Origin of the sequence: Pseudomonas sp. B21-010, assembly GCF_024749325.1 — a bacterium.
Taxonomy (GTDB): domain Bacteria; phylum Pseudomonadota; class Gammaproteobacteria; order Pseudomonadales; family Pseudomonadaceae; genus Aquipseudomonas; species Aquipseudomonas kilonensis.
This window is the reverse complement of sequence record NZ_CP087198.1, coordinates 1001094-1024139: the sequence shown is the minus strand read 5'-3', so window position 1 is coordinate 1024139 and position 23046 is coordinate 1001094. Positions and strand designations below refer to the sequence as shown.

At 61.7% G+C, this 23046-nt stretch carries 17 protein-coding genes and 1 tRNA gene; 4 read left to right on the top strand and 14 right to left on the bottom strand.

From position 1 onward, the window contains the following. Positions 1-53: 53 nt before the first annotated feature. The 3 genes from LOY50_RS04305 to ptsP are packed head-to-tail and all read right to left on the bottom strand — an operon-like array spanning position 54 to position 5616. Entirely contained in the window at positions 54-1796 is a 1743-nt protein-coding gene (locus LOY50_RS04305) for a PTS fructose-like transporter subunit IIB (protein WP_258690366.1), read from the bottom strand. A 14-nt stretch (positions 1797-1810) separates the two neighbouring features. Continuing rightward, positions 1811-2752, bottom strand: coding sequence for a 1-phosphofructokinase (gene pfkB, locus LOY50_RS04300; RefSeq protein WP_258690365.1), 942 nt, complete (start codon positions 2750-2752; stop codon positions 1811-1813). Then, positions 2752-5616 carry a phosphoenolpyruvate--protein phosphotransferase gene (ptsP, locus tag LOY50_RS04295; protein ID WP_258690364.1) on the bottom strand — a complete coding sequence of 955 codons (2865 nt, stop codon included), beginning with the start codon at positions 5614-5616 and terminating at the stop codon, positions 2752-2754. Before ptsP ends, pfkB begins: the two co-directional genes overlap by 1 nt. Positions 5617-5904: 288 nt before the next feature. Here ptsP and cra point away from each other — a divergent pair, with 288 nt between their 5' ends. Then, positions 5905-6900 carry a catabolite repressor/activator gene (gene cra / locus LOY50_RS04290; protein WP_253471576.1) on the top strand — a complete coding sequence of 332 codons (996 nt, stop codon included), beginning with the start codon at positions 5905-5907 and terminating at the stop codon, positions 6898-6900. Positions 6901-6920: 20 nt separating this feature from the next. After that, positions 6921-7697, top strand: coding sequence for a TatD family hydrolase (locus LOY50_RS04285; protein ID WP_258690363.1), 777 nt, complete (start codon positions 6921-6923; stop codon positions 7695-7697). Between the two features lie 120 nt (positions 7698-7817). Here the strand turns inward: LOY50_RS04285 and LOY50_RS29045 are convergent, their stop codons facing one another. The 4 genes from LOY50_RS29045 to LOY50_RS04265 form a co-directional block, all read right to left on the bottom strand. Continuing rightward, positions 7818-8522: a methyl-accepting chemotaxis protein gene (locus LOY50_RS29045; RefSeq protein WP_408980856.1), complete on the bottom strand. Its 705-nt coding sequence runs from the start codon at positions 8520-8522 to the stop codon at positions 7818-7820. Positions 8523-10147: 1625 nt separating this feature from the next. After that, complete coding sequence (ampE, locus tag LOY50_RS04275) at positions 10148-10984, bottom strand: regulatory signaling modulator protein AmpE (protein ID WP_214512224.1); 837 nt, start codon at positions 10982-10984, stop codon at positions 10148-10150. Then, positions 10981-11541, bottom strand: a complete 561-nt coding sequence (gene ampD / locus LOY50_RS04270) for a 1,6-anhydro-N-acetylmuramyl-L-alanine amidase AmpD (protein WP_253471567.1) — start codon at positions 11539-11541, stop codon at positions 10981-10983. The genes ampE and ampD overlap by 4 nt, the downstream gene beginning before the upstream one ends. Before the next feature lie 64 nt (positions 11542-11605). Then, the gene (locus LOY50_RS04265; protein ID WP_253471564.1) at positions 11606-13819 is read right to left on the bottom strand and encodes a DUF1631 domain-containing protein; all 2214 of its coding nucleotides are present in this window, start codon (positions 13817-13819) and stop codon (positions 11606-11608) included. Positions 13820-14045: 226 nt separating this feature from the next. On the opposite strand from LOY50_RS04265, the gene nadC reads away from it, so the two are divergent. Then, positions 14046-14894: a carboxylating nicotinate-nucleotide diphosphorylase gene (nadC, locus tag LOY50_RS04260; RefSeq protein WP_258690361.1), complete on the top strand. Its 849-nt coding sequence runs from the start codon at positions 14046-14048 to the stop codon at positions 14892-14894. A gap of 37 nt (positions 14895-14931) precedes the next feature. On the opposite strand, the gene LOY50_RS04255 is transcribed toward nadC, so the two are convergent. After that, positions 14932-15237 (bottom strand): DUF6388 family protein, encoded by a 306-nt coding sequence (locus LOY50_RS04255; protein WP_018612842.1) that lies wholly within the window; start codon positions 15235-15237, stop codon positions 14932-14934. A 304-nt stretch (positions 15238-15541) separates the two neighbouring features. Between LOY50_RS04255 and LOY50_RS04250 the strand changes: the two genes are divergently transcribed. Then, on the top strand, positions 15542-16090 hold the full coding sequence (locus LOY50_RS04250; RefSeq protein WP_258690360.1) for a hypothetical protein: 549 nt from the start codon (positions 15542-15544) through the stop codon (positions 16088-16090). Positions 16091-16099: 9 nt separating this feature from the next. Here the strand turns inward: LOY50_RS04250 and LOY50_RS04245 are convergent. The 6 genes from LOY50_RS04245 to infB all read right to left on the bottom strand — a co-directional run bounded on the left by LOY50_RS04245 (position 16100) and on the right by infB (position 23024). Further along, positions 16100-16175, bottom strand: a tRNA-Thr gene (locus LOY50_RS04245). Between the two features lie 125 nt (positions 16176-16300). After that, complete coding sequence (gene pnp / locus LOY50_RS04240; protein ID WP_003197725.1) at positions 16301-18406, bottom strand: polyribonucleotide nucleotidyltransferase; 2106 nt, start codon at positions 18404-18406, stop codon at positions 16301-16303. Positions 18407-18600: 194 nt separating this feature from the next. Beyond that, the gene (rpsO, locus tag LOY50_RS04235) at positions 18601-18870 is read right to left on the bottom strand and encodes a 30S ribosomal protein S15 (protein ID WP_003197723.1); all 270 of its coding nucleotides are present in this window, start codon (positions 18868-18870) and stop codon (positions 18601-18603) included. Between the two features lie 143 nt (positions 18871-19013). Further along, positions 19014-19931 (bottom strand): tRNA pseudouridine(55) synthase TruB, encoded by a 918-nt coding sequence (gene truB, locus LOY50_RS04230; protein WP_253471558.1) that lies wholly within the window; start codon positions 19929-19931, stop codon positions 19014-19016. A 3-nt stretch (positions 19932-19934) separates the two neighbouring features. After that, positions 19935-20336, bottom strand: coding sequence for a 30S ribosome-binding factor RbfA (gene rbfA / locus LOY50_RS04225; RefSeq protein WP_214512218.1), 402 nt, complete (start codon positions 20334-20336; stop codon positions 19935-19937). 159 nt (positions 20337-20495) lie between these two features. Beyond that, positions 20496-23024 carry a translation initiation factor IF-2 gene (infB, locus tag LOY50_RS04220; RefSeq protein WP_253471556.1) on the bottom strand — a complete coding sequence of 843 codons (2529 nt, stop codon included), beginning with the start codon at positions 23022-23024 and terminating at the stop codon, positions 20496-20498. Between the last annotated feature and the right edge of the window lie 22 nt (positions 23025-23046).

Genomic DNA, 23046 nt, shown 5'->3' with positions numbered 1-23046 from the left:
GATACACCGCTATCGCGAGCAAGCTCGCTCCCACAGGGGGAGAACAGGGTTGGTCAGGCCTTGGCCGGCTCCAACGCCATCTCTACCACTTCCGGCCGCTTGAGCAGCGCATACGCCACTCCCGTCAGCAGGCTCCCCGCCACGATCGCCAGCAGGTACAACAGCGCATGGTTGATGGCGTTGGGGATCAGCATCACGAACAGGCCGCCGTGGGGGGCCATGAGCTTGCAGCCGAAGTACATCGACAGCGCACCGGTCAGCGCGCCGCCGGCAATGCTGGCCGGGATCACCCGCAGCGGGTCCTTGGCCGCGAACGGAATCGCCCCTTCGGAAATGAAGCACAGCCCCAGCACCAGCGCGGCTTTACCGGCCTCGCGCTCGGTCTGGGCGAATTTGCGCCGGGCGATGAAGGTGGCGATGCCCAGGCCAATCGGCGGCACCATGCCAGCGGCCATGGTCGCGGCCATCGGTGCATAACTCTGGGAAGCCAGCAGCCCCACCGAAAACGCGTAGGCGGCCTTGTTGATCGGCCCACCGAGGTCGACGCACATCATCGCCCCCAGCAGCACGCCCAACAGGATCGCATTGGTGGTGCCCATGCTGTCGAGGAAATGAGTCAAGCCTTCGAGCATGCCCGCCACCGGTTTGCCGACGATGTAGATCATCACCAGGCCGGTGACCAGGCTCGCCAGCAGCGGGATGATCAGGATCGGCTTGAGCGCTTCCAGGCTCTGGGGCAGGCGCGCGTAGCGGTTGATCGCCTTGGCCACGTAACCGGCCAGGAAACCGGCGATGATCCCGCCAATGAAGCCGGCGCCCAGTGTGCTCGCCAGCATCCCGCCGATCATCCCCGGCGCCAGGCCCGGACGGTCGGCGATGGAATAGGCGATGTAGCCGGCCAGCAGCGGCACCATCAATTTGAACGCGGTGTCGCCGCCGATCTGCATCAGCGCGGCCGCCAGCGTGCCGGGTTCCTTGAAGGCGGTGATGCCGAATACAAACGACAAGGCGATCAACAGACCGCCGGCCACCACCATCGGCAGCATGAACGACACGCCCGTCAGCAGGTGCTTGTAGACACCAGTCTTCTCCGACTTGGCCGGGGCGCTGGCACCGCTCGACGCGCTTTCCTGACGACCTTCGACCAGCGCTTTGTTCAGCGTCGCTTCCGCCTGTTTCAAGGCGATGCCCGTGCTGCAGCGGTAGATCTTCTTGCCGGCAAAACGCTCGGTGGCGACTTCGATGTCAGTCGCCAGCAGCACCACGTCCGCCTCGGCGATGGCCTCGGCGCTCAACGGATTGCGCGCCCCCACCGAACCCTGGGTTTCCACTTGCAGGTCGTAGCCGAGCTTCTTCGCCGCCTGCTGCAATGCTTCGGCGGCCATGAAGGTATGGGCAACACCCGTTGGGCATGCGGTGATGGCAACCAGGCGCGGCGCACGCTCGGTCGACACCGTGGGGGCCTCCTCCACGACATCCGAGGCGAGCAGAACCTCGGCCTCTTCGGCGCCGCGGCGCAGCACCGAATCGACGTCTTGCAGGGCCAGGGCCGGGGTGCTGCGGAACAGGCGTTTGCCAACGAACCGCGACATGTCCACCGGGCCGCTGGCAACCAGCAAGACCCACTCGGCCGCTTCGAGGGTCGCCGCCGACAACTGGCGTTCCGGGTGGGCCGCGTCGTGGACTTCAACACTGGTGCTCCAACCCTGGCGCTGCGCCGCGGCGTCCAGCAGGCGGGCGCACAACACACTGGTGACCATGCCGTTGGGGCAGGCCGTCACAATGGCTAGTTTCATTCTTGCTAACCCTCTTATTGTTCTGTCAGGGGGCGCACGCGCACGCCCTGTTCAAGCGACGCCAGCAACGCGGTGTCGTGGATGCCAAAACCGATCTGCGTGACCGCCATGGCGGCGATGGCCGTGGCGGTGCGCAGCGTCTGTTCCGGGGTGTCGGCGCTGAGCAGGCCGTGCAGCATGCCCGCCAGCAGCGAATCGCCGGCACCCACGGTGCTGGCGACGCTGACCTTGGGTGGCGAGGCATGCAGCGCCGCACCGACACTGAACCAGTTCACGCCATCGGCGCCGTGGGAAATCACCACATGTTCGACGCCCTGGGCATGCAGGCGCTGCGCCGCTTGCGCCTGGGCCGCTTCGCTCACCACCTCGCAACCCAGCGCGTCGGCCAGCTCCTCGGTGTTCGGCTTGATCAGCCACGGCCCCGCCGCCAGGGCGACGCGCAAGGCTTCGCCACTGGTGTCGAGGGCTACGTTCAGGCCGAGTGTTTTCAAGCGCGTGATCAAGGCCTGCAACCACTGCGGGCTGACGCCCCGAGGCAAGCTGCCCGCTACCACAACCACGTCGTGACCAGGGGCGATTTGCTCAAGGCGCGCCAGCAAGGCGTGCTGTGCGGCTTCATCAACCACCGGGCCCGGGCCGTTGAGGTCAGTGATGCGGCCGTCCTGCTCAGCCAGTTTGATATTGCTGCGAGTTTCACCGGGAACGCGGATAAAAGCATCGACAAAACCACGCTGGGCAAACAGCGTCTCGAATACCTGGGCATTGTCTTCGCCCAGAAAACCACTGACCGTCAGCGTATGGCCGAGATCGGCCAACACCTGAGCCACGTTCACGCCCTTGCCGGCGGCGTGGGCATGCATGCCGTCGCTGCGGTTGACCTGGCCCGGCTCCAGGCGCGCCAACTCCACCGTGAGGTCGAGCGCCGGGTTGAGGGTCAGGGTAAGAATCTTCGCCATTACAGCGCCTCCACTAATGCGCGCACGTCATCGGCGCTGCCCACGGCCAAGGCCTCTTGGGCCAGGGTTTGTACTTGTGCCAGGCTCAATTCGCGGACCCGCGCCTTGACCTCGGCAATGCTGCGGGCCGAGACACTCAGTTCGTCCACGCCCAGGCCCACCAGCACCGGCACCGCCAGTGGGTCGGCCGCCAGTTCGCCACATACACCGACCCATTTGCCATGGGCATGGGCGGCGCGCACGGTGATGTCGATCAGTTGCAGTACCGCCGGGTGCAAGCCATCGGCCTGGGCCGAAAGGGTCGGGTGACCACGGTCGATCGCCAGGGTGTATTGCGTCAGGTCGTTGGTGCCGACGCTGAAGAAGTCGACTTCCTTGGCGAGCACCGGCGCCAGCAACGCGGCGGACGGCACTTCGATCATGATCCCCAGTTGCAGGTCCGCCACGGGGATTTCCTGGCGCAGGCGCTCGGTCATGTCCCGGGCCTGGCGCCACTCATCGACACTGCCCACCATCGGGAACATGATCCGCAGCGGACGGTTGTCCGCCGAGCGCAACAGGGCACGCAGTTGCGCTTCCATGACCTGCGGACGCTGCAAGGTCAGGCGAATGCCACGCACGCCGAGGAACGGGTTTTCTTCTTTCGCGATCGGCCAGTACGGCAGCGGCTTGTCGCCGCCGACATCGAGGGTGCGCACCACCAGAGGTCGACCGGCCAGGCCGTCGAGCACCTTGCGGTATTCGGCTTCCTGGGTCGCTTCGTCCGGCGCCTGGGTGTGGGCCATGAAAATCAGTTCGGTGCGCAACAGGCCAATGCCTTCGGCACCCTGCTCCACCGCGCTGGCGACGCCGGCGCTTTCGCCAATGTTGGCGAACACTTCCACGGCATGACCGTCACGGGTCACCGCCGGTTCGTGGCGCTGCTCGGCGGCGACCTTGAGGCGCTGCTCGCGGGTATCGCGCTCTTCAGCAGCCCGTTGCAAAGTGACGGCGTCAGGGTCCACGTGCAGGCGACCGCGCTGGCCATCCAGCAACAAGGACGTGCCCGGCGCCAGCAGCAACACCGCCTCACCGGCGCCCACCAGCGCCGGAATGCCCAGGGCCCGAGCGACAATGGCGCTGTGGGCGGTGGCGCCGCCACGGGCGGTGAGAATCCCCGCCACCCGCGTCGGGTCCAGGCGGGCCACGTCGGACGGACCGACTTCGTCCATCACCAGGATGTAGGGTTGATCGGGTTCGTTCGGGGTTTCGACGCCGCACAGTTGCGCCAGCACACGACGGCCGACATCTCGCAGATCGGCGGCACGTTCGGCCAGCAAGGCGTCCTGCAAGGCTTCCTGTTCTTTCGCGGCGGCTTCAACCACCCCCATCCACGCCGCTTGCGCACTCTCGCCCAGCTTCAAGCGAGTGTCGACTTCGTCGCTCAGTTCCGGGTCGTCGAGCATTTCCTGGTGGGTGATGAAGATCTCGCGGATGGCCTTGGCCTTGGCGCGTTCAATCAGGCCTTGGATATCGCGGCGCACCTGGCTCAAGGCGTTTTGCAGGCGCTCGCGCTCGATGGCCGCCGACTCACCGCGCAACGGGTAGTCGATGGCCTGCAATACCTGGATGTGGGCCGGGCCGATGGCGATGCCCGGGGCGGCAGCGACGGCCTGGATCAGGCTGCCAGATTCGGGCGCCAACACGACAGTCGCCACTTCGGCCATCACGGTTTCCCGCGGCGCACTCGGTGGCGGCAGCGGTTCGACTTCTTCGCCAAGGCCTTCTTCGATGGCCGCCAACAGTGCCGGCAACGCATCGGCGGCAATGCTCGGTTCGGCGATGAACTCCAGGACCTGGCCGCGACGGGCGCCCAGGCTCAACAGCTTGCTCAGGCTCTTGGCCGACACGGCGCTGTCCTGGCCGTCGACGATGCGCACGCGGATCTCGCCTTCGAAACTCTTCGCCAACTGAGCGAGGATTTTCGCCGGGCGTGCATGCAGGCCATGGGCATTGGCCAGGCCGATGCGCGCGCTGGGCCAATCGGCGGGTAATTCGCCGCCGAGCACTTCCAGCACCTTGCGGCTGCTGGTGGCGCGACCCAGTTCGTGGCCGCGGCCTTCGATCAGCAAGGCGCAGAGCCTTTCCAGCAAGGCCTGGTGAGCTTCGCCGAGGCTGGCGAGGCAGAACAGCCCGCTCAACGGTTGGCCCAGGTAACGGATGGGCTTGTCCGGCGTGACGAATGCCAGGCCCGGACGCTTGACGGTCTGTTCGCTGTGCAGCCACCACAAGCCATCGCCCAGGGGCAGCGCATCGACTTGCTGCAACACCCCGGCAAAGCCATTGCTCACGCAATCGGCTTGACGCAACAGGCGAGCGCCGCGCCATACCAGCTCTTCAAAATCGTCAGCCGACACACCGAGGCCGATCATCTGGGCATCCAGCGCCAGTTCCTGCGGCGCGCCTTGCAGCAGCTTCAGCAACGCTTCGGCGGAACCGGCACGGCGCAAGGCCTGGCCCAGGTCAGTCTCGCCGAGGGCGCGGGTCAGCAGTTGCAGCAGGCGCAGGTGTTCGTCGGACTTGGCCGCGATGCCGATCGCCAGGTAGACGATCTGGCCATCGCCCCAATCCACACCCTCGGGAAATTGCAGCAGGCGCACACCGGTCGAATGAACCAGGTCGCGGGTCTGCGGGGTGCCGTGGGGGATGGCAATACCTTGGCCAAGAAAGGTCGAGCCCTGGGCTTCGCGAGCCTGCAAGCCGGCGAGGTAACCCTCAGCCACCAAGCCATCGGCCACCAGTTTGTCGGCGAGCAGTTGCAGTGCAGCGTCTTTATCCACAGCCGTCTGAGCCATGGATATCTGCTCTAGAGTGAGCTCGAGCATGCTTTCTCCTTTTTGGCGTCCGGTTGGCGCCAGGTATTGTTTTGAATGAATCAGCTTAGCGTTGCAGGATGATTTTTGGCGTGATCACGGCAGAAGGGCCAAAAATGCTGCTAGCCTTGAAAATACGCTTGCTGAAACGTTTAATCTAGAAAGATTGGCACGTTACTCGATAATCTCTCATCCTTGAAGTGCAACTTGTCGTAAGCGCTTGGACGGTGACCGTCGGCTTGAATCGGGTAGGATGGCCCTTATCGTCGGGGCTAACTCGAAAAAACAAGGAAAACCGGGTTGAAACTCAGTGATATTGCCCAACTGGCCGGTGTGTCCGTGACCACCGCCAGCTATGTCATCAACGGCAAGGCCGAACAGCAACGCATCAGCAGCGCCACCGTCGAACGGGTGCGAGCGGTGGTCCAGGAACACGGCTTCACGCCCAATCCCCAGGCCGCCGGGCTGCGCAGTCGCCACACCCGTACCCTGGGCTTCATCCTGCCTGACCTGGAAAACCCCAGTTACGCACGCATCGCCAAGCTGCTGGAGCAAGGGGCACGGGCGCGGGGCTATCAGCTGCTGATCGCCAGTTCCGACGACGCACCTGACAGCGAACGGCAACTGTTGCAGTTGTTCCGCGCCCGGCGCTGCGATGCACTGATCGTCGCCAGTTGCCTGCCGGCCGGCGACGACAGCTACCTGCAGTTGCAGGCCAAGGGCATTCCGATCATCGCCATCGACCGGGTGATGGAGCCGGCGCATTTCTGCTCGGTGATCAGCGACGACCGCCAGGCCAGCCTGCAACTGACGCGCAGCCTGTTGGAGACCCACCCTCGGCAAATCGCGCTGATCAGCGCCCGTCCCGAGTTGAGCATCAGCCAGGAACGGACCGCCGGCTTTCGCGAGGCCTTGGCCGGGTTCGAGGGCCAGGTATTGATCGAGCATGGCGAGTCGTTCAGCCGTGAATGCGGCCGCCAGTTGATGGAGGAAATGCTCGCGCGCCTGGGACATCTGCCCGATGCGCTGATCACCACGTCCTACGTGCTGCTGCAAGGGGTGTTCGACGCCCTGCACGATTTCCCGCTCAAGTCGCGGCCGTTGCGCCTGGGCACGTTTGGTGACACGCAGTTGCTGGACTTCCTGCCGCTGCCGGTCAATGCCATGTCCCAGCAGCACCAACTGATCGCCGACAAAGCCCTGGAACTGGCCCTGGCGGCCATCGAAAACGATGACTACCAACCAGGCGTGCAGGCCATCGCGCGGACGTTCAAGCAGCGTATTCACCAGGGCTGAAGCTTTTTCAGGATTGATGCATGGAGTTGATCGATACCCACACCCACCTGGATTTTCCGGATTTTGACGCGGACCGCCCGGCACTGCTGGCCGAAAGCCGCGCCGCGGGCGTGCGGCAAATGGTGGTACTGGGCGTTTACCGGGACAACTGGCAGCGGGTCTGGGACCTGGTGCAAAGCGACCCGGACCTGCATGCCGCACTGGGCCTGCACCCGGTGTATCTCGATCAGCACCGACCCGACGACGTGGCGCTACTGCGCGAGTGGCTGAGCCGCCTGGCCGGACACCGGCAATTATGTGCCGTGGGGGAAATCGGCCTGGATTACTACATCCCCACCCTGGACCGCGAACGCCAGCAGGCGCTGTTTGAAGCACAGTTGCAACTGGCGGTGGAGTTCGAACTGCCAGCGCTGATCCATGTGCGCCGCAGCCATGCCGACGTGATCGCGACGCTCAAGCCCATGGGCTCCAAACGCGCAGGGATCATTCACGCCTTCGCCGGCAGTTTCGAAGAGGCCCGCGAGTACATCAAGCTCGGCTACAAGCTTGGCCTGGGCGGTGCCGCGACTTGGCCCCAGGCCTTGCGCATGCACCGGGTGCTGGCGCAATTGCCGCTGGACGCGGTGGTGCTGGAAACCGACTCCCCGGACATGGCCCCGGCGATGTTCCCCGGCCAACGTAACAGCCCGGCGCATTTGCCGGCGATTTGTGAGGCGCTGGCCGGGATCATGGGTATCAGCCCAGAACGCTTGGCCGAGGCCAGTACCCGCAACACCCGCGAACTGTTCAACTGGTGATCTCTTGTGGGAGCGAGCTTGCTCGCGATAGCGTTCCATCAGTCGACAAATAGGTTGCCTGACAAACCGCTATCGCGAGCAAGCTCGCTCCCACATTGGGTCGGTGGTGGACCTTAAAAATCACACCCGAAACGCATTGATCAACTGCTTGAGCTGCACCACCTGGGCGGACAGTTCGCGGCTGGCGTCTTCGGTCTGGTGGGCGCCTTCGGCGGTGCGTTCGCCGGCGCGGTTGATCTCGACGATGTTCTGGTCGATGTCATGGGCCACCGCCGTCTGCTGCTCTACCGCGGCGGCGATCTGCTGGTTCTGGTCGACGATCATGCCGACGGCACCGAGGATATTTTCCAGGGCCTGCTGGACCTTTTCCGATTGGCTGACCGTGCCGCTGGCCATCTCATGGCTGGTGCCCATCGCCTTGACCGCCGCGCCGACACCACCGTGCAGGCGGGTGATCATCGCTTCGATTTCTTCGGTCGATTGTTGGGTTCGCTTGGCCAGGGTCCGCACCTCATCGGCCACCACCGCAAAGCCGCGCCCCTGCTCACCGGCCCGGGCCGCCTCGATGGCGGCGTTGAGGGCCAGCAGGTTGGTCTGCTCGGCGATGCTCTTGATCACATCCAGCACGCGACTGATGGCCTGGCTGTCGCTCGCCAGTTGATTGATCACCTGCACCGACTGATCGATCTCACTGGCCAAGCGGGCGATGCTGCCCTGCTGGGATTCCACCAGCCCGCGCCCGCTGAGGGTCTCGTCGTTCACGCTGTGGGCACTGCTCACCGCCGCAGCGGCACTGCGAGCCACTTCCTGGGCCGTGGCCGACATCTGGTTCATCGCCGTGGCCACCAGTTCGATCTGGCTGCGCTGGCCGGCGACGGCCTGGTTGCTCTGGGCCGATACCGTTTCCACCTGCCCGGCCTGGCGTTCGACTTCGGCAACGGTGCGGCCGACCTGTTCGATCAGGTCATGGATCTTCGCCACCGTACCGTTGAACACTTCACCCAATTCGCCCAGCTCATCCTTGCTGCGGGCAACAAAATTGACCGTCATGTCGCCCGCCGCCACCTTGTCCATCATCTGCCCCAGGTGTTGGAGCGTGGTGCGGGTCGAGGCGTAGAAACCGGCGTACAGGTAAAAAATCAACAGGAACACCAGCACCAGCGCCACGGCTTGCAGCACCATGTGGCTACGGTTCTGCTCCAGACGCTGCTGCAACTGCACACCAAGAAAGCCCTGGGTCGCCTCGTTCAGCCGGTAGGTCTGCTCCATCAGGCCACTGACTTGCTCATAAAATACCGGCCATGGCGCATCGAGCGTGTCGGCCATCACCACCTGCTCTTCAATCAGTTCACTGGCCTTCTTGAGGGTGCCCTTGCTGCCATTGGCCTGATCGGCAAGGGCCTGCCCGGCGGCCTTGCTGGAACCCAAGGCATCCTGCAGTTTCAAGTCATATTCACCCTGGAGCTTTTCGATCTGCGCCAGCAACTCGTCGAAGCGAGTGCTCGACGCCGAATTGAGAAACCCCAGCCCCAACGAGGACGCGCCCAGCGCCCGGCCCTCACCAAGAATCTGGGAGACCTTGGGGGTCGTGCCGATGATCAATTCGCTGAGCTGACGGATGTCGCTCTGGTTGTCGCGACTCAGCCCCGCCTGGCTGGCGATGATCTGGCTGAACATCTGGGCGCTGTTGAGCAACTTGCCGATCAGCGCACTTTTGCTCTGCAGGGAGCTTTCGGCCTGCTGGGTCTTGAAAGCACCGATCATCTCGTCGCGCTTGGCCTCGAAGGCACTGACCTGCTCGGGCTCGATGACTACGGGGGTCATGCCTTGCAGCCGCGCGAGGACCTGTTGTTCCAGGCTGCCGATCTTCGCCTCGACATCACCGGCCTTGCCGGACTGGCCCAGGCTGGCGTTGATCTGCACCAGGTTATTGAGGGTTTCCAGGTCCCGACGCAGGAACAGGCTGCTGCCCAGCAGGTCGAGGCTTTGCAGCTCCACTTGCGTGCCCTGGAATTCCCGATAGGAATCGCGCACCAGAAAGAAGTTGGTCACCAGCATTGGCAGCAGGAACAGCACGCTGATCAGGCTGAACTTCATGCCGAAGCTCAGGCGGTTCATCAGCGCGACGGCGGGCCAGAGCAAACTCTTCACAAGGAAGTCTCCCGGTAGTGTTCTTATTGTTATGAGCTCGCGCACGGAGACAGCAGAAAGCCACTATTCGGGCGCTGCACTTGTATAGCCTAAATTGGCGGGGAGATTTGTAACTTAAGGTTAACGGTGTAGGAGCTGTGTAGGAGCTGTCGAGTGCAACGAGGCTGCGATCTTTCCCCAGACACTTGAGTCCCAAGCGAAAGATCAAAAGATCGCAGGCTTCGCCAGCTCCTACAGAGCCGAGCGGGAGCAAGCTCCCTCGCCACAAAAGCGCCTGGCCACAACCTTGCTTACGTTGATCAGGCCAACACCGTCCACAACGCAAAACCGGCATACCAGAGTACCGCCGCACGCAGCAGCAATTCCCAGAGACGGTCCAGGCTGTTGATGCCGTCCGGTCCGGCGACGGGCCGGGGGATCTCGCCTGCCACCAGGCCGACCTTGTCGATAAGGTCGGCGGCGCTGATGTTCCAGTTCAGCAGCTCATGCAGCATGACCCGGCTGACCGCGACGAAATTGCCCACCAGGGCGAAGCTCGCCGCCAGCAACCGCACCGGCACCCAATCGAAGGCATGGCGCATTTGCGCGGCCCGCTCGGCCACGCCGGGGTTCTGGCTGTGCTCGGCGGCCAGCGCCAGCAGCCGATAACTCAGGGCGGCGACCGGGCCCAACACGAAGTACCAGAAAATCACCGCAAAGAAGCTCTGGTAGGCCTGCCACAACAAATGCCCCTGGACCCGCTCCAGCAACTGCTCACCGTCATTGGCTTCAATGTCCAGGTCGCGCTTGGCGACATGGGCCGCCGCTTGCAGGTCTTCCCGACGCCACGCGTCGCGAAACGGCCCGAGGCCGGCCAGCAGATCACCGCGCCCCAGGCTGTAGATCACCACCAGCAAATGCACCGGTAGCGCCAACAGACCGTAGGCCACCGGCTCCAGCACCCACAGCAGCAACGCCAGCAGCGCCACGGGCAGTAAAACCAGCACCGTCAGCACCAGCCAGGGCCGGTTCACCCAACGTGGGCTCGCCTCGAGCTTGTTCAGCTCATGCAGCCAACCGCCGTCGCGCTGGACCCGCTGGCGCAAGGCCGAGAACTTCTCGATCCAGACGGCCAGCAGCAACACCAGAAAACTCATTGTCCTTCCCCTTCTGTCAGGGCCGCGCGATAGCGCACCCAGTCGAATGCCGGCCCCGGATCGGTCTTGCGCCCCGGTGCGATGTCGCTGTGCCCGCAGATACGCTGCACAGTGATCGCCCTGAACGCCGCTTGCAACTGCCGGGTCAGGTCCACCAGTGCGACATATTGCGCGTCGGTGAACGGCAGATCATCCGTGCCCTCAAGCTCGATGCCCAGGGAAAAATCATTACAGGTCTCACGCCCCTCGAAGCACGAGACACCCGCATGCCAGGCGCGATCCAGACAAGAGACAAACTGGGTCACGGTACCGTCACGCTCGATCAGAAAATGCGCGGAGACGCGCAGGTCGGCGATACCGGCAAAGTAGGGATGTTCCGTGACATCCAGACGATTCTGGAAGAATTCCTGCACCTTGCCCGTGGCGAATTGTGCCGGTGGCAGGCTGATGTTGTGGATCACCAGCAGGGAGATTTCGCCTTCGGGGCGCGCATTGAAGTTGGGCGATGGGCAATGACGCACCCCCTCGCACCAACCGCTCGCGGAGTCCAACTGCATACAGGTTCCTTCGATGACGACGGTGAATGCCGCCAGTATGCCGTGATCGGACCGGGCTGCGCGATCACTTGCCGCGATTGAGCTGGCGCAGATTGCCCAGCACCGACTCCAGCGCGCGGTCGAACAACAGGGTGTCGTCCAACAGCCGCGCCGCGCCACGGCGAAACTCCAGGGCCAGGCTGGTGCGGCTGTGCTCCAATACCTTGAGGCCGGTGCGATTGACGAAGACGTATTTGCCGGTGGCCTCGATGATCGCCGCCAGCTTGCAACGCAGGGTGTTGTCATCGTCTTCCTGGAACTCGACCCAGCTTCCCAGGTGCAACTGGCCGACCTGCAGCAGGCCCACGTCATCGGCCGGCAAATGCACCGCCACACTCTCCCCCGCCGATTTTTGCGGGGCACGCAGGACGATTTTTTCCAGCACCTCGACCATGGCCGGCGAATCGAACGACTGGGCCTGCTCCGTTGCCTGGCCCATGCCCTCGAGCGCCTGCACATGCAGGGCTTCCAGCTCACTGAAAAACTCGCTGGTGGCGAACGGGTCGAACGCCGAGCGACTCAAGCCTTCACGCAGGGCCTTGAGCAGTTCGGGCACTATCGCCAGCAAACGCAGGCCGGCATCGGGTTCATCATGAGGCTGGACGCTCCAGATCAATTGCTCCAGGGTCAAGACGTCGGCCTGCCACTCGGCGGAATACTTGCCATGCTTGAAGCACGTCAGCAGCAACACCTGGCTCCAGGCGTGTTGCACGAACTCCACCACAGCTTGTGGCAGGACTTTGCCCAACATCACCTGGTTCAGCGCCCCTTCGACGCGCTGGCGCGCCAGTTCGGCCTTGGCCCGGCCCTCTTCGGCATCGCGGATGCGCTGTTCGAGCAACTCACTGCGGCGCCGCTCGTCACCGGTGAAGGCCAGGAAGTCGGCCAGCAGTTCGGAGAAAATCGCCGGGTCATCGACAAAGTCATTCAATAAGCGCTGCACCACCTGCTCGATCCGCAGGTAGAGGCTGTCGCGCTGATGATCGTCGCAATCACCCCAACCCATGGCCGCAGCTGCGATTTCGTTAAGCAGTCGCCGGGCCGGATGATTGCCACGGCTGAAGAAACTCTTGTCCTGCACCGCGACCTTGAGCATCGGGATTTGCAGGCGGCCGATCAGGGCCTTGAAGGAGTCTGGCAGGTTGTGATCGTCGAGGATGAATTCGAACATCATCGAGATCAGGTTGATCACGTCTTCATCGGCGCCTTCGACCACCCGGGACTTGCCACTGCGCACGCTGACCCGGGTCAACAGTTGTTCGAGCTGACTACGCAAATCGAACTCGTCGTGAACGGCAGGCGCCGGCACGTATTGCTGCAAATGAGAGAGCAGCCGCAGCAGGTCACGGGTAGAAATCGGCTGGAGCGGCACGCTGGGCTCCAGGGTCGGCGCCACAGTGCCACGCACCTGCATCAACAGTTTCTGCAAGGCGGCGAACACTTCCTGCACACTGTCATCAACCTCGGCATCGCTGGCCTTGGCAGCCATCTCGGCGTCGGGCCTGGGGTTATCCTCGGTGCGATCCGACGCCCGGCGCGCCAGCGTAACCTTGAGCTCTGGCAGGATGCCTGTGGCGGCCAGCAACTGGTTGGCCTCGGTATAGAGTTGGTCGCAATCGCTGAGCACATAACGCTCGAACAGCTTGAGCAGGATCAGCTTGACCTTGATTCCCACGCCCAGGTTGCGCCCGGCCTGCAGGAACTTCTCGCACAGCAATGCCGGGCTCAGGGGATTGTGCTGATTGGCCAGCGGTCGGCCCAGCAGCACACTGAGCCGGGCCGTCAGTTGTTCCAGCGACACGCCATCGCGCCTGAGCACCCGAGTGACCATTGCCTCGACCGCCAGATGCCGTTCCAGGTCGTCCTGGGAGCGCTGGATCTGGCTGTCTGGCGCCAGGTTCGGCGCCAGGCTGGCGTGGGTCAGGTCGTATTGGGCGAGGCTGAAGAAGGTCTCGAAAAACTGCTCGATGAATTCACGTTCGATGCTTTTACGCTTCAGGCGCAGGTCCCGCATGGCCTCGAAGTACAGGTTCTGCTCGACGTCGTCGCGCGCCCGGTCGGCCATTTCAAACAAGGTGTCGTCGGCGTTATCGAACAGCCCCTGCAAGCCCAGGCGCAACTGCTGGGCAGCCTTGTCGCGAACCTGAAGCAGAATCACAGGCAGGCGGGCGAGCGGCGAGGGGCTCGCCTGATCGGTAGCGACCTTGTGCAAAGGCACTACATTCCCGTCGTTGTGCATCCTGGCCTCCTGAAACGGCTTTCTGCGGCTCGCGACGTCAAAGCTATGACGTCAATCGAAAGGCGGATTATCGGGTAAAACAGCCCTGTCGTACCAGCACACTCTGTGATCCATCTCGAAATACGGCGCAATAAGTGACCTGGGAAATGAGGAAATGTTGCGAGGACGCGACCAAATACAGGTTTCGACACCCTATAATCAGGCCACTTTGTTTGTGGAGCCCGTTATGCCGAATCTACGTCTCGCCGATCTGACCGCCGAAATCGAAGCCAACGTGCGCCGTGCGTTGCTTGAAGACATCGGCAGCGGCGACATCACCGCGCAACTGATCCCCGCCGAACGCCTGGCCAAGGCCACCATCATTACCCGCGACGCGGCGATCATCAGTGGCACGGCCTGGGTCGATGCCGTGTTCCGGCAACTGGACCCGCGTGTCGCGGTGCATTGGCAAGTGCGCGACGGCGACCGGGTCAAACCCGATCAGGTACTGTTCCACCTGGAAGGCCCGGCCCGTTCGCTGCTGACCGGCGAACGCAGTGCGCTGAACTTCCTGCAAATGCTTTCCGGCGTTGCCACGCGGGCCCGTTACCTGGCCGACTTTGTCGCCGGTACCCAGGTCAAGCTGCTGGACACCCGCAAGACCCTGCCCGGGTTGCGCCTGGCCCAGAAGTACGCGGTCACCTGCGGTGGCTGCCATAACCACCGCATCGGCCTGTACGATGCCTTCCTGATCAAGGAAAACCACATCGCCGCCTGCGGCGGGATCGCCCAGGCCATCGCCGCCGCCCACAAGATCGCACCGGGCAAACCGGTGGAAGTCGAAGTGGAAAGCCTGGCGGAATTGAAAGAAGCGCTGGCGGCCGACGCCGACATCATCATGCTCGACGAACTGAGCCTGGACGACATGCGTGAAGCCGTACGCCTCAACGGCGGCAAGGCGAAGCTGGAAGCCAGCGGCGGGATCAACGAAAGCACGTTGCGTCCGATTGCCGAGACTGGGGTGGACTACATCTCGATCGGCGCGATGACCAAGGATGTGAAGGCAGTGGATCTGTCGATGCGCTTGAGCCTCTGACAATAAAAAACGCCAGCCTTGGAGGCTGGCGTTTTTTTCAGACCACCAGATTGTTCATCTCGCAGTACTCATCCCATTCCACACCCAGCACCTCGGCCGCTTCCTTGTGCAACGCAAGGCGCTGCGCCTCGAATTCTTCAGGTGGGCTGGTGTACTTGAGCGTCAACTCCCAAGGCTGCAGGCCCTGGGCTTCGGCCTCGTCCTCGAACGCCCATTGGATCTGGTCTTTTTGATCATCGGCAGACAAGTCCTTGATCTCTTCCAGCAACTGGGGCGCATCCAACACGTACTTCTTCAGCGCTTCTTCGTGCCTGGCTTCCTGGGTCAATTCTTTAACAGTCATGGCGTTCTCGTTGATCTGGGGAATGGAAGATGGATCTGGATCATCAAGGATCTCTCTGACGCAAAAAACCGTGTGAAGCCCGGTTTATCTGGCCTTCAGAACCATTCGGGGATCATCTGAAAACTGCTGGGCGATGCACATGCAGGCAATGAATATAGGACGTTTTGCCGACGATTTACACGGTTCTTTACATCTATCCCACAAAAAAACATGCGCCTGAGAAACCAGGGGGGCTTGGGAACATCTGTCAAAATAACCAGTCATAGCCATGTGCCATGCCGGCACTTCACAAGGAACCCCAGTGATGCGCAGCTTTTCGAAACGTTCGTTGACCCGGCTTGCTACCGCGACCTTGCTGCTCGGCAGCCTGACCTTGACCGGCGTTGCCCAGGCAGCGGTTGAAGTCTCCTCCGATGGGCCGTCTTCCGACGACGCCATACCTGCCCTTCGTTATGACCGATTTGATAAGTACGTACTCTCCAAGACCAACGTCAGCGTCAGCGCCTTGGAAAACCTGCCAAAAACCGTAAAGAACAACGCCGAGGAACTGGAAAACCAGAAACGCGCCCTCAGCGAGCAGGCCCGCCAGATCGAAGAACTCAAGCGCAACAGTGGCTCCAGTTCCACCTCCAGCAGCAAGGAGATTGACGAGCTCAAGCGCACCATCAAGGAACAGGAACGCGACCTGAACGATCTGGGCAAGCAAGTGGAAGAACTCAAGCGCAATAGCGGCTCCAGTTCGAGTTCGAGCAACAGCGAGATTTCGTCCCTGAAACGGGAGCTCAGCGATCAGGATCGCGAGATGGATCAGCTCAAACGCACGGTCGAAGAGCTGAGCAGGAAAGTGAAATAACGAGGGGGATGGTGCCCGAGACAGGAATCGAACCTGCGACCTTCGCGTTACGAGTGCGCTGCTCTACCGACTGAGCTACACGGGCGGTGGCTAAACCTAGCATCGTCCCCTGTGGCCAGGCAACCCACGACACAGGGATTTTCACCACACAGCAAAACGCCCCGAACCAGTCGGGGCGTTTGCTTGTTCAGCGGTTAGGCTGCGGGGTGATTAAACGCCCGATGCCTTGGCTGCTGCGACGTCCTTGATGGACAGCTTGATACGGCCGCGGTTGTCCACGTCCAGTACCAGCACTTCCACTTCCTGGCCTTCTTTGAGGATGTCGGTCACTTTTTCGACGCGAGCATCGCTCAGCATGGAGATGTGAACCAGACCGTCCTTGCCCGGCAGGATGTTGACGAACGCGCCGAAGTCGACGATGCGCTCAACCTTGCCGACGTAGATCTTGCCGATCTCGGCTTCTGCGGTGATACCCAGGACGCGCTGGCGTGCTGCTTCTGCCGCTTCCTTGGTTTCGCCGAAGATCTTGATCGAACCGTCGTCTTCGATGTCGATCGAAGCCTTGGTTTCTTCGCAGATCGCACGGATGGTCGCGCCGCCTTTACCGATGACATCACGGATTTTGTCGGTGTCGATTTTCATCGCGATCATGGTCGGAGCGTTTTCCGACAGCTCGGTGCGGGACTGACCGATGATCTGGTTCATCTGACCGAGGATGTTCAGGCGCGCTTCCAGGGCCTGGCCCAGGGCGATTTCCATGATCTCTTCGGTGATGCCCTTGATCTTGATGTCCATCTGCAGTGCGGTGACGCCTTTGGCGGTACCGGCCACTTTGAAGTCCATGTCGCCCAGGTGGTCTTCGTCACCCAGGATGTCGGTCAGGACGGCGAATTTCTCGCCCTCTTTAACCAGACCCATGGCGATACCGGCAACCGGCGCCTTCATCGGCACACCGGCGTCCATCAGGGCCAGGGAAGCGCCGCAGACCGAAGCCATCGAGCTCGAACCGTTGGACTCGGTGATTTCCGATACCACGCGAATGGTGTACGGGAACACGTCAGCGGCAGGCAGCATGGCCTGGACCGAACGACGGGCCAGACGGCCGTGACCGATTTCGCGGCGACCGGCGCCACCCATGCGACCACACTCGCCCACCGAGAACGGAGGGAAGTTGTAGTGCAGCATGAACGGGTCTTTCTTTTCGCCTTCCAGGGTGTCCAGCAGTTGCGCGTCACGGGCGGTGCCCAGTGTTGCAACGACCAGCGCCTGGGTTTCGCCACGGGTGAACAGTGCCGAACCGTGGGTCTTTGGCAGAACGCCGACTTCGATGTTCAGCGGACGTACGGTACGGGTGTCGCGACCGTCGATACGTGGCTTGCCGTTGACGATGTTTTCGCGAACGGTGCGGTATTCGATTTCACCGAAAGCGGCTTTGACGTCGCTGGCCGATGGCTGGCCTTCTTCGCCGGACAGCTTGGCAACGACCTGGTCTTTCAGCTCGCCCAGGCGTGCATAACGGTCGGCCTTGACGGTGATGGTGTAGGCCTGGGAGATCGCTTCGCCGAACTCGGCACGGATCGCGCCCAGCAGCTCGGTGGCTTCGGCTTGCGGAGCCCAGGTCCAGGTTGGCTTGGCGGCTTCGGCGGCCAGTTCCTTGACGGCGTTGATCACCACCTGGAACTCGTCGTGGGCGAACAGCACCGCGCCCAGCATCTGGTCTTCGGTCAGCTCTTTGGCTTCGGATTCAACCATCAGCACGGCTTCGGAAGTACCGGCCACGACCATGTCCAGGCTCGACGCCTTCAACTGCTCGTAGGTCGGGTTCAGCAGGTAGCCGGTGCTTTCGTGGAACGCGACACGGGCAGCGCCGATCGGGCCATCGAAAGGAATACCGGAGATCGCCAGGGCAGCCGAGGTACCGATCATCGCAGCGATGTCCGGATCGGTTTTCTTGCTGGTGGACACGACGGTGCAGACAACCTGCACTTCGTTCATGAAGCCTTCTGGGAACAGCGGACGGATCGGACGGTCGATCAGTCGGGAAGTCAGGGTTTCTTTCTCGGAAGGACGGCCTTCGCGCTTGAAGAAACCGCCAGGGATCTTACCGGCAGCGTAAGTCTTTTCCTGGTAGTGAACAGACAGAGGGAAGAAGCCCTTGCCTGGATCGGCTTGCTTGGCACCGACAACGGTCACCAATACGCTGACGTCGTCGTCAACGGTGACCAGCACTGCGCCGGAGGCCTGACGGGCGATACGGCCAGTCTCGAGGGTAACGGTCGACTGACCGAACTGGAATTTTTTGATTACCGGGTTCACGGTGTCCTACCTTCTTTGTGGCTCTTGGGGAACTTGTCTTCTTGCGAAATTCTTGGGCAATGGCGGGAATCGGCCCGACGCCTGTCCAGGGTAAAACGTGTATCCAGATAAAACTTGAGGCTGGGAGCCTGCCATGCGCCAGCGGGAAACCCACTGACGTACGACAGACAACCAACCTCTAGCGCAATCGCTGATTAGCGACGCAGACCCAGGCGAGCGATCAGAGCGCTGTAACGGCTCACGTCCTTGCCTTTCAGGTAGTCCAGCAGCTTACGACGCTGGTTTACCATGCGGATCAGACCACGACGGGAGTGGTGATCTTTACCGTTGGCCTTGAAGTGACCTTGCAGTTTGTTGATGTTGTGGGTCAGCAGTGCAACTTGCACTTCTGGCGAACCAGTGTCACCAACAGCTTGCTGGTAGTCAGCTACGATTTGAGCTTTTTCTTGAACGTCGAGAGCCATGAGGCAATCCTTTTAGTCAGGAAACTGTTTCAAGGAAACAGCTTCAACAGGCCAGGGACAAATCCCTGTATCTATAAATGAGTAGTGACCGTGCCTGTTAACAGCCACACTCGCCAACCCGCTGTTACGCAGGCTGGTTCCGGTCATTCCGACCGAATCAGTCGACGCGGCGCAATGCGCCCGTCTTCGCTCACTTCACCGATACCGATGAAGCGGCCATTATGATCCTGCACCCGGACCATGCCGAACTTCGGCGCATCCGGGGCACGTACCGGCTGGCCGTTGAGCCAGTAGAACGCACTGTGTTCCGAGAACTGCAACAGCGGCCAATCCAGCAACCCGCTGTCCGATGGCATCAGGAAACGGTCGACCGCTTCGTTGCCGCCTTCGGCATGTACCGCTTCAAGCTCTTCCAGCGTGACCGTCTGGGCCAACGTGAAAGGCCCGGCCTGGGTCCGTCGCAATTCTGCCACGTACGCGCCACAGCCGAGCTGTTCACCAATATCCTCCACCAGGGTGCGGATATAGGTGCCCTTGGTGCAATCCACGGCCAGCCGCGCAGTATTACCGTCAAAGGCCAGCAATTCCAAGCGCGCAATAGTAACAGAACGCGGTTCACGCTCCACTACTTCGCCTGCACGAGCCAGTTTATACAGCGGCTGGCCATCACGCTTCAGAGCCGAGTACATCGGTGGTATCTGACTGATTTGCCCGCGAAATTTCGGCAAAACCGCTTCGATATCGGCCTGACCAACGGTCACCGGGCGCTCCAGCAAAACATCACCTTCGGCATCCGCCGTGGTGGTGGTCTTGCCCAGTTGCGCCAGGGTTTCATAACCCTTGTCGGAATCGAGCAGGTATTGGGAGAACTTGGTCGCCTCGCCAAAGCACAGCGGCAGCACGCCGGTGGCCAGCGGATCGAGGCTGCCGGTGTGCCCGGCCTTTTCGGCATTGAGCAGCCAGCGAACCTTCTGCAACGCCGCGTTGGAGGTGAACCCCAGCGGCTTGTCGAGCAGGATGATACCGCTGACGTTACGACGGATACGTTTGACCTGAGCCACCGATTACTCCTTGGTGTCTTCGGGTTCAGCCGCAACCGGGTGCTGACTGTCTTGCGCCACGGCGCGTTCGATCAGGGCCGACAGATGCGCACCACGCACGACGCTTTCGTCGTAGTGGAAGTGCAACTGTGGAACGCTGCGCAGCTTCATCTCCCGGGCCAACTGCATACGCAGGAAGCCGGCGGCCGAGTTGAGCACCTTGATGCTCTGGGCGATTTCTTCGGCGCTGTCCTGGCCCATCACGGTGATGAAAATCTTGGCGTGACCGACGTCACGGCTGACTTCCACTGCGGTAATGGTGACCAGGCCGACGCGCGGGTCTTTGACTTCGCGACGGATCAGTTGGGCCAGCTCACGCTGCATCTGATCGCCGATTCGTTGGGTACGGCTGTATTCTTTTGCCATGTCTTGTTACCTGTTACTGCCCCACGGTGAAACCCGCGAGGTCTGAAAGCGGCAAACGCCCGGCCTGGCAAAAGCCAGACCGGGCGTTGCGTTTAGAGTCCGCCAGCAAGGCAGCGCATGTTCATGCGGCTACCCGGCGCGGCTCTTGAAGTGCGCGAGTCAGAGGCTGCGAGCAACCTGGACCTTCTCGAAGACTTCGATCTTATCGCCGACCTTGACGTCGTTGTAGCTCTTGACGCCAATACCGCATTCCATGCCGGCACGTACTTCGGAAGCGTCATCCTTGAAGCGGCGCAGGGATTCCAGCTCGCCTTCGAAGATCACGATGTCTTCACGCAGTACACGGATTGGACGGTTACGGTGAACAACACCCTCGATCACCATGCAGCCAGCGATCGCGCCAAACTTCGGCGAACGGAACACGTCACGCACTTCAGCGGTACCCAGGATGTTCTCGCGAACATCGCTGCCCAGCATACCGGTGAGGGCTTTCTTGACGTCTTCGATGATGTCGTAGATCACGTTGTAGTAACGCATATCCAGGCCTTCCTGCTCGACGATCTTGCGAGCGCCGGCATCGGCACGCACGTTGAAGCCGAACAGTACAGCGTTGGAGGCCAGTGCCAGGTTGGCGTCGGACTCGGTGATACCACCGACACCGCCACCGACAACACGCACTTGCACTTCGTCGTTACCCAGGCCGTTCAAGGCACCGTTCAACGCTTCCAGCGAACCACGGACATCGGACTTGAGGACGATGTTAAGCGTCTTCTTCTCTGCCTGGCCCATGTTCTCGAAGATATTTTCCAGCTTGCCGGCGTGAGCGCGAGCCAGTTTGACTTCGCGGAACTTGCCTTGACGGAACAGAGCCACTTCACGGGCTTTCTTCTCGTCCGACAGCACGCTCATCTCGTCGCCAGCGTCCGGGGTACCGTCCAGGCCGAGGATCTCGACAGGGATGGAAGGACCGGCTTCCTTGATTGGCTTGCCGTTCTCGTCGAGCATGGCACGTACACGGCCATAGTTCGAACCGACCAGCACCATGTCGCCTTGGCGCAGGGTACCGTCTTGAACCAGAACGGTAGCAACCGGACCACGACCTTTGTCGAGGCGCGATTCAACCACGACGCCTCGGCCAGGAGCCGAAGGAGTCGCTTTCAGTTCCAGAACTTCAGCTTGCAGCAGAACAGCTTCGAGCAACTCGTCCACACCAGTACCGACTTTCGCCGAAACCGATACGAACGGGGTGTCGCCGCCCCACTCTTCCGACGTCACGCCGTGAACCGACAGTTCGCTACGGATGCGATCGAGATCAGCGCCCGGCTTGTCGATTTTGTTCACTGCAACAACCAGTGGAACGCCGGCAGCCTTGGCGTGCTGGACCGCTTCAATGGTCTGCGGCATTACGCCGTCGTCCGCTGCAACGACCAGAATCACAATGTCAGTCGCCTTGGCACCACGAGCACGCATTGCGGTAAACGCGGCGTGACCCGGGGTATCGAGGAAAGTGACCATGCCGCGGTCAGTTTCAACGTGGTACGCACCGATGTGCTGGGTGATACCGCCGGCTTCGCCAGCAGCTACCTTGGCACGACGGATGTAGTCGAGCAGCGAAGTCTTACCATGGTCAACGTGGCCCATTACGGTCACGACTGGCGCACGGGAGAACGTCTCACCTTCAAACTTCAGGGATTCAGCCAGGGAGTCTTCCAGGGCGGTATCGCTGACCAGGGTCACTTTGTGGCCCAGTTCTTCGGCTACCAGTTGAGCAGTTTCCTGATCAAGCACCTGGTTGATGGTCGCTGGAGTACCCAGTTTGAACATGAACTTGATGATTTCAGCAGCCTTGACCGACATCTGATTGGCGAGATCGCCAACAGTGATGGTCTCGCCGATCTGCACATCACGCACGACAGGGCCGGTAGGGCTCTGGAAACCGTGGGCGTTGCGCTTCTTCAGCTTGGCCTTGCCGCGACCACCACGACGGAAGCCATCGCTTTCTTCGTCGGTAGTACGTGGGGCAACGCGTGGAGCAGGCGCTTTCTCTTTGACCGAGGCACGATGCGGAGCGTTTTTGCGCTCACCATCACCGCTACCACGACGACTGTTATCGTCGGCACGTGGCTTGTCCGGACGGCGCTGTTCGTTCTGCTTGTTGCGAACGTCAGCAGACGGTGCTGGAGCAGCGGCTACAACCGGTGCGCTTTCGCGTACTGGCTCGGCAACTGCAGCAGGCGCTGCAACGGCGTCGTTAGTAGCGGTTTGCGCAGCAGCAGGCTGGCGACGCGCTTCTTCTTCGGCGCGACGCTTGGCTTCTTCTTCAGCCTTCTGACGAGCAGCATTTTCTACTGCGCGACGTTCTTCCTGTTCGCGTTTGCGCTCGGCTTCGATTTCTTCCGGGCTGCGCTGTACGAAGACTTTCTTCTTGCGTACTTCAACGCTGATGCTTTTGCTACCGGCAACACGCAGGGTGCTGGTGGTTTTACGCTGCAGAGTGATCTTGCGCGGTTCTTCCACTTTCGCCTTGTGACTGCTCTTCAAGTGAGTCAGCAGGGACTGCTTCTCACTGTCGGTCACATGTTCCTCGGCGGCGGTGTGCGGCAGACCTGCCTCACGCATCTGCTGCAACAGGCGCTCTACCGGTGTTTTGACCTCATCGGCCAGTTGTTTCACCGTGACTTGCGTCATGCACTTCTCTCCTCAGGCCGCG